At 68.3% G+C, this 15,009-nt stretch carries 10 protein-coding genes; 7 read left to right on the top strand and 3 right to left on the bottom strand.

What is annotated here, in order from left to right; genetic code table 11:
- Positions 1 to 146: 146 nt before the first annotated feature.
- The 4 genes from DEJ24_RS05430 (at position 147) to dnaE (ending at position 6,130) form a co-directional block, all read left to right on the top strand.
- A complete protein-coding gene (locus tag DEJ24_RS05430) occupies positions 147 to 827 on the top strand; it encodes a DivIVA domain-containing protein (RefSeq protein WP_111077630.1) in 681 nt (226 codons plus the stop codon).
- A 2-nt stretch (positions 828 to 829) separates the two neighbouring features.
- Positions 830 to 1,534 carry a signal peptidase II gene (gene lspA, locus DEJ24_RS05425; protein WP_258374731.1) on the top strand — a complete coding sequence of 235 codons (705 nt, stop codon included), beginning with the start codon at positions 830 to 832 and terminating at the stop codon, positions 1,532 to 1,534.
- 24 nt (positions 1,535 to 1,558) lie between these two features.
- On the top strand, positions 1,559 to 2,482 hold the full coding sequence (locus tag DEJ24_RS05420) for an RluA family pseudouridine synthase (RefSeq protein WP_111077629.1): 924 nt from the start codon (positions 1,559 to 1,561) through the stop codon (positions 2,480 to 2,482).
- Between the two features lie 165 nt (positions 2,483 to 2,647).
- Entirely contained in the window at positions 2,648 to 6,130 is a 3,483-nt protein-coding gene (gene dnaE / locus DEJ24_RS05415; protein WP_375334695.1) for a DNA polymerase III subunit alpha, read from the top strand.
- 155 nt (positions 6,131 to 6,285) lie between these two features.
- On the opposite strand, the gene DEJ24_RS05410 is transcribed toward dnaE, so the two are convergent.
- Genes DEJ24_RS05410 through DEJ24_RS05400 form a run of 3 tightly spaced genes read right to left on the bottom strand, consistent with a single transcriptional unit; the run spans position 6,286 to position 10,554 of the window.
- Entirely contained in the window at positions 6,286 to 7,740 is a 1,455-nt protein-coding gene (locus tag DEJ24_RS05410) for a glycosyltransferase family 39 protein (RefSeq protein WP_111077627.1), read from the bottom strand.
- Positions 7,733 to 9,187, bottom strand: coding sequence for a glycosyltransferase family 2 protein (locus DEJ24_RS05405; protein ID WP_111077626.1), 1,455 nt, complete (start codon positions 9,185 to 9,187; stop codon positions 7,733 to 7,735). The genes DEJ24_RS05410 and DEJ24_RS05405 overlap by 8 nt, the downstream gene beginning before the upstream one ends.
- Entirely contained in the window at positions 9,184 to 10,554 is a 1,371-nt protein-coding gene (locus tag DEJ24_RS05400; protein WP_111077625.1) for a glycosyltransferase family 4 protein, read from the bottom strand. Before DEJ24_RS05400 ends, DEJ24_RS05405 begins: the two co-directional genes overlap by 4 nt.
- A 178-nt stretch (positions 10,555 to 10,732) precedes the next feature.
- On the opposite strand from DEJ24_RS05400, the gene DEJ24_RS05395 reads away from it, so the two are divergent.
- The 3 genes from DEJ24_RS05395 to DEJ24_RS05385 are packed head-to-tail and all read left to right on the top strand — an operon-like array spanning position 10,733 to position 15,002.
- Positions 10,733 to 11,554, top strand: coding sequence for an ABC transporter permease (locus DEJ24_RS05395; RefSeq protein WP_110903107.1), 822 nt, complete (start codon positions 10,733 to 10,735; stop codon positions 11,552 to 11,554).
- Positions 11,551 to 12,279 carry an ABC transporter ATP-binding protein gene (locus DEJ24_RS05390; RefSeq protein WP_111077624.1) on the top strand — a complete coding sequence of 243 codons (729 nt, stop codon included), beginning with the start codon at positions 11,551 to 11,553 and terminating at the stop codon, positions 12,277 to 12,279. The genes DEJ24_RS05395 and DEJ24_RS05390 overlap by 4 nt, the downstream gene beginning before the upstream one ends.
- A gap of 29 nt (positions 12,280 to 12,308) precedes the next feature.
- The gene (locus DEJ24_RS05385; RefSeq protein ID WP_181436528.1) at positions 12,309 to 15,002 is read left to right on the top strand and encodes a CDP-glycerol glycerophosphotransferase family protein; all 2,694 of its coding nucleotides are present in this window, start codon (positions 12,309 to 12,311) and stop codon (positions 15,000 to 15,002) included.
- The last annotated feature ends 7 nt before the right edge of the window (positions 15,003 to 15,009 follow it).

The following is a 15,009-nucleotide window of genomic DNA, read 5'->3' as shown; positions in this document are numbered from 1 at the left end:
GAGCCGCCCTCGGTGTACGGTGGTCGGGATCGATGTCCTGCCCTGGCGGGACATCCGCACCGGGACCCCGGCTGGTACGTTCAGCACGGACGGTCCAGCAGGGCCCCCGGTTCCACACGTTCAGCAGTTCTATTGAGGTGACGGCAATGGCTTTGACGCCGGAAGACGTAGTCAACAAGCGGTTCCAGCCGACCAAGTTCCGCGAGGGCTACGACCAGGACGAGGTCGACGACTTCCTCGACGAGATCGTGGCCGAGCTGCGTCGCCTGAACCAGGAGAACGAGGAGCTGCGTCAGCGCCTTGAGTCGGCCGGATCCGCGCCGTCGCTCGCCAAGGACGACGAGCCCGCGCCGACCCCGACGCCCGAGCCGGCCCCGGTCGCCGCCGCTCCGGAGCCCGCACCGGTCGCCGCTGCCGCCCCGGTCACCACCGTGAACCCGGACGAGGACACCGAGGGCACCACGAACCTCCTGACCCTCGCCCGTCGTCTCCACGAGGAGCACGTCCGCGAAGGCGTCGAGAAGCGCGATGCGCTCATCGCCGAGGGCCAGGCCCAGGCCGCCCGCCTGGTCTCCGAGGCCGAGGCCAAGCAGCGCCAGGTCCTCGCCGACACCGAGAACCAGAACCGCCAGCGCGTCGCGGTGCTCGACCAGGAGCGCACGCAGCTCGAGGGCAAGATCGACGAGCTCCGCACGTTCGAGCGCGACTACCGTGCGCAGCTCAAGAGCTACATCCAGAGCCAGCTCTCCGAGCTCGACTCGTCTGCCGGCACCGAGCAGTCCGGCTTCGCGCCGGCCCCGGCCTCGGCGCAGGGCTTCGGCAACTGACGTTGGACCGACCCGTCCCACGAGCGAAGGTCAGTGCACGCGCGATCGCGGCACTGGCCTTCGCCGCTGTCGTGGTGGTGACGCTCGACCAGGTCACCAAGGCACTCGTCGTGGCGAACCTGCCCGAGGGCGTCGTCGTCCCCGTGCTCGGCAACGCGCTGCAGTTCCTGTCGGTGCGGAACCCGGGTGCGGCGTTCTCCTTCGCGGTGAACATGACGTGGGTCTTCTCGCTGATCTCCGCCGCCGTCGTCGTCGCGATCGCCGCCTACGCGCGACGCATCCGGTCGATGTGGTGGGCCATCGTGCTCGGCATGCTCCTCGGCGGGGCGCTCGGCAACCTGTCCGACCGGCTGTTCCGTGAACCCGGCTTCGGGCGCGGTCACGTCGTCGACTTCATCTCGACACCGTGGATGATGCCGGCGATCTACAACGTGGCCGACTCGTTCATCTGCGTGAGCATGGTCGTCTTCGTGCTGCTCGTGATCCTCGGGGTGAACCTCGACGGGACGCGGGCCGTCTCCGAGAAGCAGCAGCGCGCGATGACCGAGGCTTCCGCGACCGACGTCGCGGGGTCCGCTCCGACGGGGCCCGACGCCACGGCGTCCGGCGCTGCGGTTCCCGAGTCGGGGACCGCCTCCGACGCTCCGGGCACCAGCCGCGCCTCCCGACCGTCCGCTGACGGGCCGCTCGGCCCTGACCCGAAGTGAGCGACGCGACGTGAGCGACGCGACGTGAGCGAGCAGCGTCAGCTGCCGGTCCCGGACGGGCTCGCGGGTGAGCGTGTCGACGCCGCGATCGCCAAGCTCCTCGGTTTCAGTCGGTCGTTCGCGGCCGACGTCGTCGCGGCGGGCGGGGTGCGGGTCGACGGCGTCGTCGCCGAGAAGTCCGACCGCCTGCACCCCGATGCGTGGCTCGAGGTCGAGTGGACCCCGAAGGAAGCCCCGCGGATCATCCCGGTGGAGGTGCCCGGCATGTCGGTCGTGCACGACGACGAGGACATCGTCGTCGTCGACAAGCCCGTCGGCGTCGCCGCGCACCCCTCGCCCGGCTGGGACGGGCCGACCGTGCCCGGAGGCCTCGCCGCCGCCGGCTTCACGATCGCGACGTCCGGCGCCGCCGAACGCGCCGGCATCGTGCACCGACTCGACGTCGGCACCTCCGGGTTGATGGTCGTGGCGAAGACCGAGCTGGCGTACACGCACCTGAAGCGGGCGTTCAAGGAGCGCACGGTCGAGAAGGTGTACCACGCGCTCGCGCAGGGACACCCGGACCCGACCTCCGGCACGATCGACGCCCCCATCGGGCGGCACCCCTCGAGCGACTGGAAGTTCGCGGTCACCGCGGACGGCAAGCCGAGCGTCACGCACTACGCGACCCTCGAGGCGTTCCGGTCCGCGACGCTGCTCGAGGTCCACCTCGAGACCGGGCGCACGCACCAGATCCGTGTACACATGGCGGCGACCCGGCATCCACTGGTCGGCGACACGATGTACGGTGCCGACCCGGTGCTCGCGGAGGAGCTCGGGCTCACGCGGCAGTGGCTCGACGCGGTCCGCCTCGGCTTCGCGCACCCGCGGACCGGGGACTGGGTCGAGTTCCAGGCGTCGTACCCGGACGACCTGCAGCAGGCGCTCGACCGCATCCGCGCTGCCTGAGGAACGGGGACGACGAGCGGCCACGCCGGGGCGTGCTGCGACACGCTCGGGATCGTCGTCGGTCGCGGTTAGGCTGTCCACACCCCACCGCAGACCGTACGAACCGGAGGTTCCGTGTCGGATTCCGACTCCTTCGTCCACCTGCACGTGCACAGCGAGTACTCGATGCTCGACGGTGCCGCCAGGCTCTCGGACCTCGTGGCGGAGACCGCCGCGCAGGGCATGCCGGCCGTGGCGGTGACGGACCACGGCAACATGTTCGGCGCCTTCGAGTTCTGGAAGACCGCGAAGGCCGGCGGGGTCAAACCGATCATCGGGACAGAGGCGTACATCACGCCGCGGACCCACCGGAGCGACAAGACCCGTGTGCGCTGGGGTGACGGCGGTGGCGACGACGTGTCGGGTGCCGGTTCGTACACGCACATGACGATGTTCGCCGAGAACACGACCGGCATGCACAACCTGTTCCGGCTGTCGTCGAAGGCGTCGCTCGAGGGCTACTACTTCAAGCCGCGCATGGACATCGAGCTGCTGCAGGAGTACCACCAGGGCATCATCGCGACGACGGGCTGCCCCTCGGGGGAGATCCAGACCCGGCTGCGCCTCGGGCAGTACGACGAAGCCGTCCAGGCCGCCGCCGACTACCGGGACATCTTCGGCAAGGAGAACTACTTCGCCGAGATCATGGACCACGGGCTCGAGATCGAACGTCGCATCATGAGCGACCTGATCCGACTGGCCAAGGACCTGGACATCCCACTCGTGGGCACGAACGACCTGCACTACACGCACGCCCACGACGCCACGTCGCACGCCGCCCTGCTCTGCGTGCAGTCCGGGTCGACGCTGAACGACCCGAACCGCTTCAAGTTCGACGCCGACGAGTTCTACCTGAAGACCCCGGCGCAGATGCGGCACGTCTTCCGCGACAACCTCGAGGCCTGCGACAACACGCTGCTCATCGCCGAGCGGTGCAACGTGGAGTTCGACACCTCGGCGAACTACATGCCGAAGTTCCCGGTGCCCGAGGGCGAGACCGAGCACTCCTGGTTCGAGAAGGAAGTGGCGAAGGGGCTGGAGTACCGGTACCCGGGCGGCATCTCGCAAGAGGTCCAGGAGCGCGCCGACTACGAGGTCGGCATCATCAACCAGATGGGGTTCCCGGGCTACTTCCTGGTCGTCGCGGACTTCATCAACTGGTCGAAGAACAACGGCATCCGCGTCGGACCCGGCCGTGGTTCCGGCGCCGGCTCGATGGTCGCGTACGCCATGCGCATCACCGACCTCGACCCGATCCGTCACGGGCTGATCTTCGAGCGCTTCCTCAACCCGGACCGCGTCTCGATGCCCGACTTCGACGTCGACTTCGACGACCGGCGCCGTGGTGAGGCGATCAAGTACGTCACCGAGAAGTACGGGTCGGAACGCGTGGCGCAGATCGTCACGTACGGCACGATCAAGGCGAAGCAGGCGTTGAAGGACTCCTCGCGCGTCCTCGGCTTCCCGTTCGGCATGGGCGAGAAGCTCACCAAGGCGATGCCGCCACCCGTGATGGGCAAGGACATCCCGCTCACCGGGATCTTCGACAGGGACCACCCGCGCTACAAGGAAGCCGTCGACGTCCGCACCGTCGTCGAGACCGACCCGGAGGCCAAGACGGTCTTCGACACGGCGCTCGGCCTCGAGGGGCTGAAGCGCCAGTGGGGTGTCCACGCAGCCGGCGTCATCATGTCGAGCGACCCGCTGATCGACATCATCCCGATCATGAAGCGGGAGCAGGACGGCCAGATCGTCACGCAGTTCGACTACCCGGCAGCGGAGTCGCTCGGCCTGATCAAGATGGACTTCCTGGGGCTCCGCAACCTCACGATCATCAGCGACGCCCTCGACAACATCAAGACCAACCGCGGCATCGACCTGGACCTCGAGCACATGGGGCTCGAGGACCCCGAGGCGTACGCGTTGCTGCAGCGCGGCGACACCCTCGGCGTCTTCCAGCTCGATGGCGGGCCCATGCGCGGCCTCCTCCGCCTGATGAAGCCGGACAACTTCGAGGACATCTCCGCACTCATCGCGCTGTACCGCCCGGGGCCCATGGGTGCGAACTCGCACACCAACTACGCGCTCCGCAAGAACGGCGAGCAGGCGATCACCCCGATCCACCCCGAGCTCGAAGAACCGCTCGCGGAGATCCTCGGCGGCACCTACGGCCTGATCATCTACCAGGAGCAGGTGATGGCGATCGCGCAGAAGGTCGCCGGCTTCTCGCTCGGCCAGGCGGACATCCTGCGCCGCGCCATGGGCAAGAAGAAGAAGTCCGAGCTGGACAAGCAGTACGCGGGCTTCCACCAGGGCATGATCGACAACGGCTACGGCGAAGCGGCGATCAAGACGCTGTGGGACATCCTGCTGCCGTTCTCGGACTACGCGTTCAACAAGGCGCACTCCGCCGCGTACGGCGTGGTCTCGTTCTGGACCGCGTACCTGAAGGCCCACTACCCGGCCGAGTACATGGCCGCCCTGCTCACCAGCGTCGGCGACGCCCGGGACAAGCTCGCGCTGTACCTCAACGAGTGCCGCCGGATGGGCATCAAGGTCATGCCGCCGGACGTCAACGAGTCCATCGGGTTCTTCGCCGCCGTCGGCGACGACATCCGCTTCGGCATGGGCGCGATCCGGAACGTCGGCTTCAACGTCGTCGACGACATCGTCGCCGCCCGCCAGGAGAAGGGCGCGTTCGAGTCCTTCCACGACTTCCTCCGGAAGATCCCGATCTCGTCGGCGAACAAGCGGACCGTCGAGTCCCTCATCAAGGCCGGAGCCTTCGACGAGTTCGGCGACAGCCGACGGGCGCTCGTGGAGATCCACGAGGGCGCGGTCGAGGCCGCCGTGAAGGTCAAGCGGGACGAGGCCCACGGCAACGTCGGCTTCGACTTCGAGTCGCTGTTCGCCGAGGTCGCCGAGGAGCACCCGGCATCCCTCACGGTGTCGCAGGTCCCGGAGCGGCCGGAGTGGTCCAAGCGCGACAAGCTGGCGTTCGAGCGGGACATGCTCGGGCTCTACGTCTCCGACCACCCGCTGGCCGGGCTCGAGATCGAGCTCGCGAAGCACCAGTCGGTCACCATCGCGGACCTGCTCGTCGCCGACGACTCCATCGAAGGTGAGACGGTCACCGTCGCCGGACTGCTGACCAGCGTGCAGCACCGGGTGGCGAAGACCAGCGGCAACCCGTACGGCATCGTCGACATCGAGGACTTCGGCGGGCAGATCGGCGTCATGTTCCTGGGCAAGACCTACCAGGAGTTCGGGCCGTCACTGGTGCCGGACTCGATCGTCGTCCTGCGCGGCCGGGTCAACGTCCGCGACGACGGCAAGGCGCTGCACGCGGTGAGCATGTTCCAGCCGAACGTCGGCGACGCGATGGGATCGGGGCCGCTGACCCTGTCCCTGCCCGAGCGGCAGGCGACCACCCGGACGGTGACCGAACTGGCCGCAGTCCTCGGACGACACCAGGGCGACACCGAGGTGCGGTTGAAGCTCCTCAAGGACGACGTCGCCCGGACGTTCGAGCTGCCCTTCCCGGTGAACCTGACGCCCGACCTGTTCGGGGAACTGAAGAGCCTGCTCGGGCCGCGCTGCCTGGTGTAGCGCCGGCGCAGGCCCGAGGCGCCGGGTCCGGGCGCTGGGTCAGGGCGTCCGGTCGGGACGGACGGGAGGCCCGTGGCGGGTCCGCCACGGGCCTCCCATCCTGACAGGCCCCCGTCCGGTGCGGCCGCGGCGTCACGGTCGTGGGTCGGGCGACCTCAGGGGACGACGTTGAGTCGGCCGGCGCGCTCCACGACGGTGCCCGTGCGGGGGATCCACACGGTGAAGCCGTCGACCTCGGTGCGCTCGAGCTGGTCGGCGTCGGACCGGAGGAAGGCGCGGACCTCGGCGCTCGGTGGGAACCGTCGATCGTCGCCGACCACCACGGCGGCGAACGGTCCGTCGTCGGGTTCCATCGACCCGCGGCCTGCGAAGTACGGTTCCGTGAGGGTCGGGGTGGCCGCGATGAACAGCACGCTGCCGGCAGCGTGCCCGTGGTCGTCGAGCCACTGGTCGACGCGGGCGATGCCGCTCGGGTGTGTGCGGGCGATCGTGACGCTCTCTCCGACCGCCGGGACCACGAGGGCGACCACCAGGACTGCCGCCACGACGCCGCCGATGGGCGACGGCAGGACGGTGGCCAGGCGGGTGATGCCGATCGCCGCGAGTGCGATGAGCAACGGCATCCAGGCGGCGTAGTAGTTCGCGAGTGCGATGTGGGCGACGAACGCGTAGAAGACGACGAGCAGGCCGAGCGCCGTCCCGAGGTACGCCACGAGTCGGCCCGGCCGGAGCACGAGGGCTGCGAACAGCCCGACGACGAACACGACGGTGGTGACCGCGCCGACCCCCGACCACAGGAACCAGGCATCGGCCCACCACGGCGCGAAGGCGTGGATCCGGCCCGCGATGCTGATCGGGTGTCCGTGCTCGTTCTGGCCGGCCTGGAACGTGACCATGGTCGTGATCGCGGAGCGGATGCCCATCGGCGCGTACAGGGCGACCGTGACCAGGACGAACGCGATCACCCACAGGCCGCCGGCGACCAGGAGCGAGCGTGTGCGACGGAAGAGCAGCGGCAGCAGGAGGAACGCCGGCAGCAGCACGACGGTGGACACCTTCGAGGTCACCGACATCGCGAAGAGCGCACCCGACACCGGCGCGAGCCAGGACCGGTCCGTCCTGATCCACGCCCACGCCGCCGCGAGGGCGATGACCGCGAACGCGATCATCACCGGGTCGAGCAGGGCGTACCGGTCCACCCGGGTGCCCAGGAAGCCGCGCGGGGTCAGGAGCCACATCGCCGCGACGAGCACGCCCGTCCAGAACCCGACCTCGCGGCGGAGCCACCAGAACAGCGTCACGCCGACTGCGACGACGAGGACCCCGACGACGATGCGTGGACCGAGCACCCCCTGGCCGAACAGGACCTGCGCGGCCCCGAAGAGGTACTTCGTGGTCGGCGGGTGCTCGCGGTTGGCGGAGAAGTCGCCGTGGAGGTACGCCCAGCCGGCACGGACGTAGACCGACTCGTCGCCGTGGACGTTGTGGCCCAGGAGGTTCCAGAAAGACTGGTAGAGGGCCCACACCGCGAGGACGACGAGGGCGCCCAGGCGGACGGGTCGAGACGCGGTCAGCGTGACCAGCGCCCTCCGGCTGTCGATGTCACGCACCGCGACCCGTGATCGCGCGGAGACGCGCCACGATCCGGGGGTTGCGTGCGCCGAGGGAGAGCGCGGTGAGGCGGCGGAACGACACGGTGGACCGGTGCACCAGCAAGCCCGTGGCCTCCGCGATGTCGGTCACCGCCTGCCAGCGCGCGCGCAGGGCGGAAGGGTCGATCTCGGTCTCGGCGACCACCTCGACGAGTCGCACCAGGTCCGCGGCACCGGTCCAGGCGGTGCTGCGGTTCTCGTAGCGTCGCAGCAGCCGGTCGAGGGCCGAGGCGCGGTGGTTCTCGACCGCGTGCGCCCACCGCGCGTCCTGGGCCACCGGGTCGACGAGGAGCCACCGTGGTGCATTCGCGTTCAGCGCGGAGAGCTGCGCGAACGTGGTCAGCGCGCCGAGGGCCACGGCGATGTCGAACACCTGGCGGGGTCGGCCGCCGACCGCGATCGCCACACCGGGGAGTTCCTGACGCGCTCGACGGATCTGCTTCGACGACACGACCACCGTGACGACCACGTGGTCGGGGGCGGCGGCGAGCACCGCGCGGACGCGAGCGAGCACCTCGTCGGAGAGGTCCAGGGGGACGTGCAGGGCCACGCGGACGACGTCGTCGTCGGGCAGGAACGTGTCGGCGAAGACGTCCACGGCGTCACGGTACCGGGCCAGGAACAGTGCGAGGGCGCCGGCGTAGAACGGGTACCGCTCGAGCAGGATCCGCTCGTGTTCGAGTCGGAGCGACGGTCCTCGGTCGCCGCTGAAGCTCGTCGACCCGGCGTGCAGGACGAGTGCCCGGTTGGCGAGCACCGCGGTGAAGCCGTGCTCGTTGATGCGGAGACAGAAGTCGTTCTCCTCGCCGTAGCCGGGGGAGAACACCTCGTCGAAGAGCCCGAACCGGTCGACCATCTCCCGACGGATGAGGAAGCAGAACCCCATCGCCACGGGGGCGACGGTGAAGCGGGGCAGGAGGTACTTCGTCCGGCCGTGGAGTTCGCGGGTCCGCCGTGGAGCGATCGTCGACCGGGGGTTGCGGCGCGCGAACGGGTAGGACGCGATCGTCGCGTTGTCGCTCCGAGCGCAGACGACGCCGATCGTGTCGTCCGAGCCGAGGACGGCGGTCATCTCGTCGAGGAAGCCGGGCATCGGCACCGTGTCACTGTTGAGGAGCAACACGTCGTTGCCGGTCTGGTCGAGTTCCAGGACGGCACGGTTGCAGTTCCCGACGAAGCCCAGGTTCGCTTCGTTCCGGACGTACTCGAAGCCGGGGTGCTCGCCGACGAGCTCCAGCAGGCGTCGCTCGACGGCGTCGACGTTCGGTCCGACGTCGTTCGCGAGCAGCACACGGTCGCGCTCGAAGTCGACCGTGTCGAGCAGGGCCTCGATGCAGCGTTCGAGGCCGGGCAGGTCGTCGTAGACCGGGACGACGATCGTCACCGGTCGGCGGTGCTCGCTCATCGGCCGGTCACCCTGCGCACCACGGCGCCCGGTCGGGACAGCAGCCGACCGACGGCGCCGGAGCGGCTCCGGAGGCGGGAGGCCAGCAGGCCAGCGGCAGCACGGGCGCTCGTCGCGCCGAGGGACGAGTACGCAGCGGGCAACTCGAACCAGTAGCGGGCCACCTGGGGGAGCCGGTAGCCCTCCGTGCCCACCAGGGCGGTGAGCCGGGCGATCGCGGCGGCGTTGTCGTGTCCGGAGCCCGTGACGGCGGCGAGCCGGTCCGGGGCAGCCGCACCGTGCCTCCTGGCCGTGGCGGGGTCCGACGCGTAGCCGGCCAGTGCCGCGGCCAGCCCGGCGGTGTCGTCAGCATCGAACAGGGCGCCGGTGACGCCGGGGTCGACGAGCTCGGCGCTCCCGCCCTCCCGTGTCGCGATCACGGGCTTGCCGAGGGCCATGTACTCGGCCGTGGTCCGACCGAAGGCCTCGATCGTCGACGCCGTCACGCACACGTCAGCTCCGTCGATGTAGGGGGCCGGCGCGTTCTGCTCGCCGGCGAAGACGACGTGGTCGGCGACGCCGAGTTCGCGCGCGCGTGCCGTCAGCCGCTGGTCCTCGCCGGGCTGCTTCCAGCTGCCGACGAAGCAGACGCTCGCGGTGATGTCGCGGTCACGGAGCAGGCCGAGCGCCTCGATCACCCGGTGCTGGCCCTTCGATGGCTCCACGCGGCCGACGACGACGATGCGGAGGCCCGGGTCGGCCTGGGGGAACGGCTGCACGGACGGCTCGGCAGCGCGCGTGGCCTCGAGCCGGGCGACGTCGACCGACGGGTACGCGATAGAAATTTCCTCTGCGGGCATGTAGCGGGCGAGGTGGTCACGCATGGCGCCGGAGTTCGTCACGACCGCGCCGGCGAGCAGGCCGATGTCGCCGAGGGTCGCGGCCCGTCCGGTCTGGAAGTGCAGACCGTGGTCGAGGTCGCCGTACTCGCGGACGAACCAGGCCTGGGGGATCCCGAGCACGGCGGCGGCGAAGGAGGCCCACGGCGCGACCAGGGTGTTGGTGACGACCAGGTCCGGTCGCTGACGCTCGTAGTGGCGGATGATCGCGCTCACCGCCGCGTAGTCGACGGTCGCGAACGCCGCACGTTCGGCCGCGGGGGCCGGTTGTGGGCTCGGCACGGCCCACCCGCGGTACCGGAAGGCGTCGTACTGCCAGCCGCGTTCGTCGAGCGCCTCGATGAACTTGCCGCGGGGTGCCTTCGTGACGAAGTGCGGGGTGAAGTCGGGGTCGGTCGCCGCCCAGTCCTCGACGAAACGGAGGAGGGACCGCTCTGCGCCGCCGAGGTTCACCGGCGCGGTGGAGTGGTTGGCGAAGCTGACGAGCACCTGTCGACACTACTGGATTCACCGACAGTTCTTCAGTAATCCATCAGATCGCCGTGTCCTGCGCCTTGTGGCGAAGCGTCGGCGCGGGCTGCGCCACGCCACTGTGCGAGAATGTCTCGTCCCCGAACCCTGCACCAGGAGCGCTCCGCTGCGCCCCGGAGGAGTCAGCAACCGAAGCATGACGTACTTCAACGACCTGATGGCGTCGCGCGAACTGCTGGCCAACCTCACCGCACGCGAGGTCAAGGGCAAGTACCGGCGCACCGTCTTCGGGCAGCTGTGGTCATTGATCAACCCGCTCGCGACGATGCTGATCTACACGATCGTGTACTCGTTCATCTTCCGGGCCCGGCTCGAGGTGGGGGACCCGAGCGGTCTGCAGATCTACCCGCTCTGGCTCATGTGCGGACTGCTCCCGTGGATCTTCGCCCGCAACGTGATCAACGCCGGGATGACGTCGATCGTCGCGAACGGCTCGCTCATCAAGAAGGTCTACTTCCCACGGATGACGCTGCCGCTGGCCGCCGTCGGTTCGTTCGGGTTCACGTGGCTCGTCGAGATGGGCGTCCTGCTCATCGCACTGGCGGTCTTCGGATCGAAGTGGTTCGTGTTCCTGCCCGTGATCGCGCTGACGATGGTCTTCCTCGCCATGTTCTCCGCCGGGATCGGACTCATCCTCTCGATCGTCAACGTCCACTTCCGCGACATGCAGCACCTGGTGGGCATCGGCCTGCAGATGTGGATGTACCTGTCGCCGATCATCTACCCCCTGTCGCTCGTCCAGAACGCCGCGGACAAGGCCGGGCACCCGTGGATCATCACGGTCTACAAGCTCAACCCGATCGAGCGGTTCTCCGAGGTCTTCCGCAACCTCATGTACGACAACCGACTGCCGGAATGGGGCGACCTGGTCGCGTGCGCACTCGCCGGGTGCGTCTCGCTCGCGATCGGCTACGTCGTCTTCTCCCGCAACGAGAAGAAGTTGGCCGAACTCCTGTGAACGATGCTGCTGTCACCGTCGAGAACGTCTCCAAGCGCTTCCGGATGTACCACGAGCGGAACGACTCGCTGAAGAGCATGGTCATGCGTGGCAAGAAGTCCGTGCACGAGGACTTCTGGGCACTCAAGGACGTCTCGTTCGAAGTGCCGCAGGGCACGACCTTCGGCCTCATCGGCAAGAACGGGTCCGGCAAGTCGACCCTGCTGAAGTGCCTGGCGAAGATCCTGTGGCCGGAGGAGGGCTCGATCACCGCCCGAGGCAAGCAGGCGTCACTGCTCGAGGTCGGCTCCGGTTTCCACCCGGAGCTCTCCGGCCGTGAGAACGTCTTCCTCAACGGTTCGATCCTCGGGATGAGCCGGAAGGAAGTGACGCGGAAGTTCGACGAGATCGTGTCGTTCTCGGGCGTCGGCCACTTCATCGACCAGCCGGTGAAGAACTACTCCTCGGGCATGTACGTCCGACTCGGGTTCTCCGTCGCTGTCGCCGTCACGCCGGACGTCCTGGTCGTCGACGAGGTCCTGGCGGTCGGGGACGCGACGTTCCAGAAGCGGTGCCGCACGAAGTTCAAGGAGATGAAGGCGGAGGGCCGCACGGTCATCCTCGTCTCCCACTCGATGGCGACCGTGAAGGACATGTGCGACGAGGTCGCCTGGCTGAACGAGGGCGAGCTCCAGCAGATCGGCAAGACGGAGGACGTCGTGGCCGCTTACAACAAGACCGTCTGAGCGTTCGCACGACGGCACGAGGGGACAGAGTGGATCTGCAGCAAATCGCGACGACGTCGTCGCGTCACCGGTTCTTGGTGAGCGCGGTGTTCGCCGTGTACAACGTGGCCCGGTACCTGCCGGACCTCCTCGCGTCACTCGAACGCCAGACACTGGCGGTCGAGTCGGTCCAGCTGGTCTTCGTCGACGACGGGTCCACTGACGGCAGTCTCGAGATCCTTCAGCGCTGGTCGGAGGCGCGTCGGGCGCACGTGGTCGTCGTGAGCCAGACGAATGCGTGGGTGGCTGCTGCGCGTAACGCGGGCATGGAACACGTCGACGCCGAGTGGGTGACCTTCGCGGACCCGGACGACGTGTTCGACGACCGCTACTTCGAGGAGGTCGTCAAGTTCGTCAATCTGCATGGCGCGCCGCGCGTGGGGATGCTCGCGACCCATCAGCTCCGTCTCAACGAACGCGGCGAACTCGTCGACAGCCACCCGCTGCGGGTCAAGTTCGCCAAGGGATCGCGCATCATCGACATCGACCAGGAACCGGTCATCCAGATGGCCGTGAACTCGGCGTTCTTCCGCTCCGACGTGATCCGTGAGCACGATGTGCGGTTCGACGGCCGGATCCGGCCGGTGTTCGAAGACGCGCACTTCATCGGCCGTTACCTCCTGGCCTCCCGGATGCACGACATCGGTGTCCTCGCCTCCGCCAAGTACCACTATCGGATCCGCGGCGATGGAACCTCTCTGATGGAGTCGCACTTCGACCACCCGGGCAAGTACACCGACGTCCTCCGTCACGGACACCTGGATCTGCTGCAGGAGGCCGCCGGACGGGGCGACGTCCCGAGGTGGCTCGAGAACACCCTGCTCTACGACCTCTTCTGGTACTTCAAGAACGAGCGAGCCCTCAATTCATCGTCCGCGCTCGCGCCCGTGCACACGTTCGACGAGTTCCATGACCTCGTGTCGGCGATCCGATCGCGCATCTCGGACGACGCCATCAACTCCTTCGACTTGATGAGCGTCGAGTACGCGGTCCGGAAGGCGCTGCTCATCGGGTACTCCGGCGCCCAAGAGCGCCCGCGGTACGTGAAGCTCGAACGGGTCGATGAGGTGCGACAGCACGTGAAGCTCAGCTACTGGTTCACGGGCGACCGTCCGGCGGAGCGCATCACCACCGATGGCGTCGAGGTCCTACCGGTGCACGAGAAGGTCCAGGACCTGGTCTTCTACGGCCGGCCGGTCCTGCGGCAACGTCACATGTGGATCGAGCGCGGCCGTCTCAGCCGGATCTGGATCGACGGCGAGGTCGTTCCGTTCAGCCGTGGTGAGCGGCACGAGGCCGACGAGACACTGACCCGCCGTCAACTGCACCCGCAGATCATCGGACAACGGAAGGCGCTGCAGAACCGCTGGTCGGACGTCTCAACGCCCGCACTGCAGTTCGTGAAGCGGCAAGCTCGTGGCGTTTACGACGACTTGCGCTCGGGCAAGTACCGACGGCGGACCGAGGACGCCGTGCTGGGGGTGACCGTCCGTTCGCGACGGGTCCGCGCGAAGTACGAGAACGCCTGGGTCTTCATGGACCGGAACACCGACGCGAACGACAACGCGGAGCACCTGTACCGATGGGTGCGGGCGAACCGACCCGAAGTCAATGCCTGGTTCGTCCTGGACCAGAAGTCGAAGGACTGGGCACGTCTCGCTGCCGAGGGCTTCCGGCTCGTTGCCCACGGGACTCCTGAGTGGCGGAAGCTGATGCTCCACGCGGTTCATCTCGCGTCGTCCCACATCGACGTCTACGTCGTCAACCCACTCCCTCGGTGGAGGTACGGGAATCCGCGCTTCTCTTTCACCTGGTTGCAGCACGGCGTCACCAACTACGACATCTCGCGCTGGGTGAACGCCAAGCCCGCGGAGCTCTTCGTCGTCGTCACTCCGCAGGAGAAGCAGTCCATCGCCGGCGACGGCCCGTACACGTTCACGGACCGTGAGGTGGTGCTCACTGGCTTCCCGCGTCACGACGAACTCCTGCGGAAGCGCCGTGCCACGTCGGGCGCCGAGCGCGACCTCATCCTGGTCATGCCCACCTGGCGGAAGAAGCTCGCTGGTGCTCAGGTACCAGGGAGCAACGAGCGGCTGAAGAACCCGGACTTCCCGGCGAGCCAGTTCGCGCTCGAGTACAACGCTCTCATCGGATCCGAGCGCCTCCGTGACGTCGCAGTCCGCACCGGCAAGCGCGTCGTCTTCATGCCCCACCCGAACATGCGCCCGTACCTGGATGACTTCGAGGTGCCGGACTGGGTCGAGGTCTGGGACTACGGGACTCGCAACGTGCAGGACGTCATCGCGCGTGCCGCCCTGATGATCACGGACTACTCGTCCCTCGGGTTCGAGGCAGCCTTCCTCGACGTGCCGCTCGTGTACTTCCAGTTCGACGCGTCGTCGTTCTTCGACGGATCACACGTCGGACGCCGTGGGTACTTCGACTACCAGCGGGACGGGTTCGGCCCCGTCGCCACGAACGTCTCTGCGGTGGAGGCGGCCGTGGAGACGATCGGCGCCGACGGCTTCCACTCCGACGCCGTGTACCTGGAACGCACTCGAAACGCGTTCGTCACCCGAGACGAACAGAACAGTCAGCGCGTGTTCGAGGCGATGCTGGCATTGGATGGCGGACCGCGGTCCGCCCGGACGATCGTCACCGAGGTCGACCAACCGGCGCGCTGAAGTGACT

Source organism: Curtobacterium sp. MCPF17_001, assembly GCF_003234615.1.
GTDB lineage: Bacteria > Actinomycetota > Actinomycetes > Actinomycetales > Microbacteriaceae > Curtobacterium.
Note: the sequence above shows the minus strand (reverse complement) of the source record. Positions and strands in the feature narration are given on the sequence as shown.

What these genes read in the sequence shown, in the direction of transcription:
- DEJ24_RS05395 (WP_110903107.1), top strand. Translation starts at nt 10,733, where the DNA reads ATGACGTACTTCAACGACCTGATGGCGTCGCGCGAACTGCTGGCCAAC.
- DEJ24_RS05430 (WP_111077630.1), top strand. Translation starts at nt 147, where the DNA reads ATGGCTTTGACGCCGGAAGACGTAGTCAACAAGCGGTTCCAGCCGACC.
- DEJ24_RS05405 (WP_111077626.1), bottom strand. Translation starts at nt 9,187, where the DNA reads ATGAGCGAGCACCGCCGACCGGTGACGATCGTCGTCCCGGTCTACGAC.
- dnaE (WP_375334695.1), top strand. Translation starts at nt 2,648, where the DNA reads ATGCTCGACGGTGCCGCCAGGCTCTCGGACCTCGTGGCGGAGACCGCC.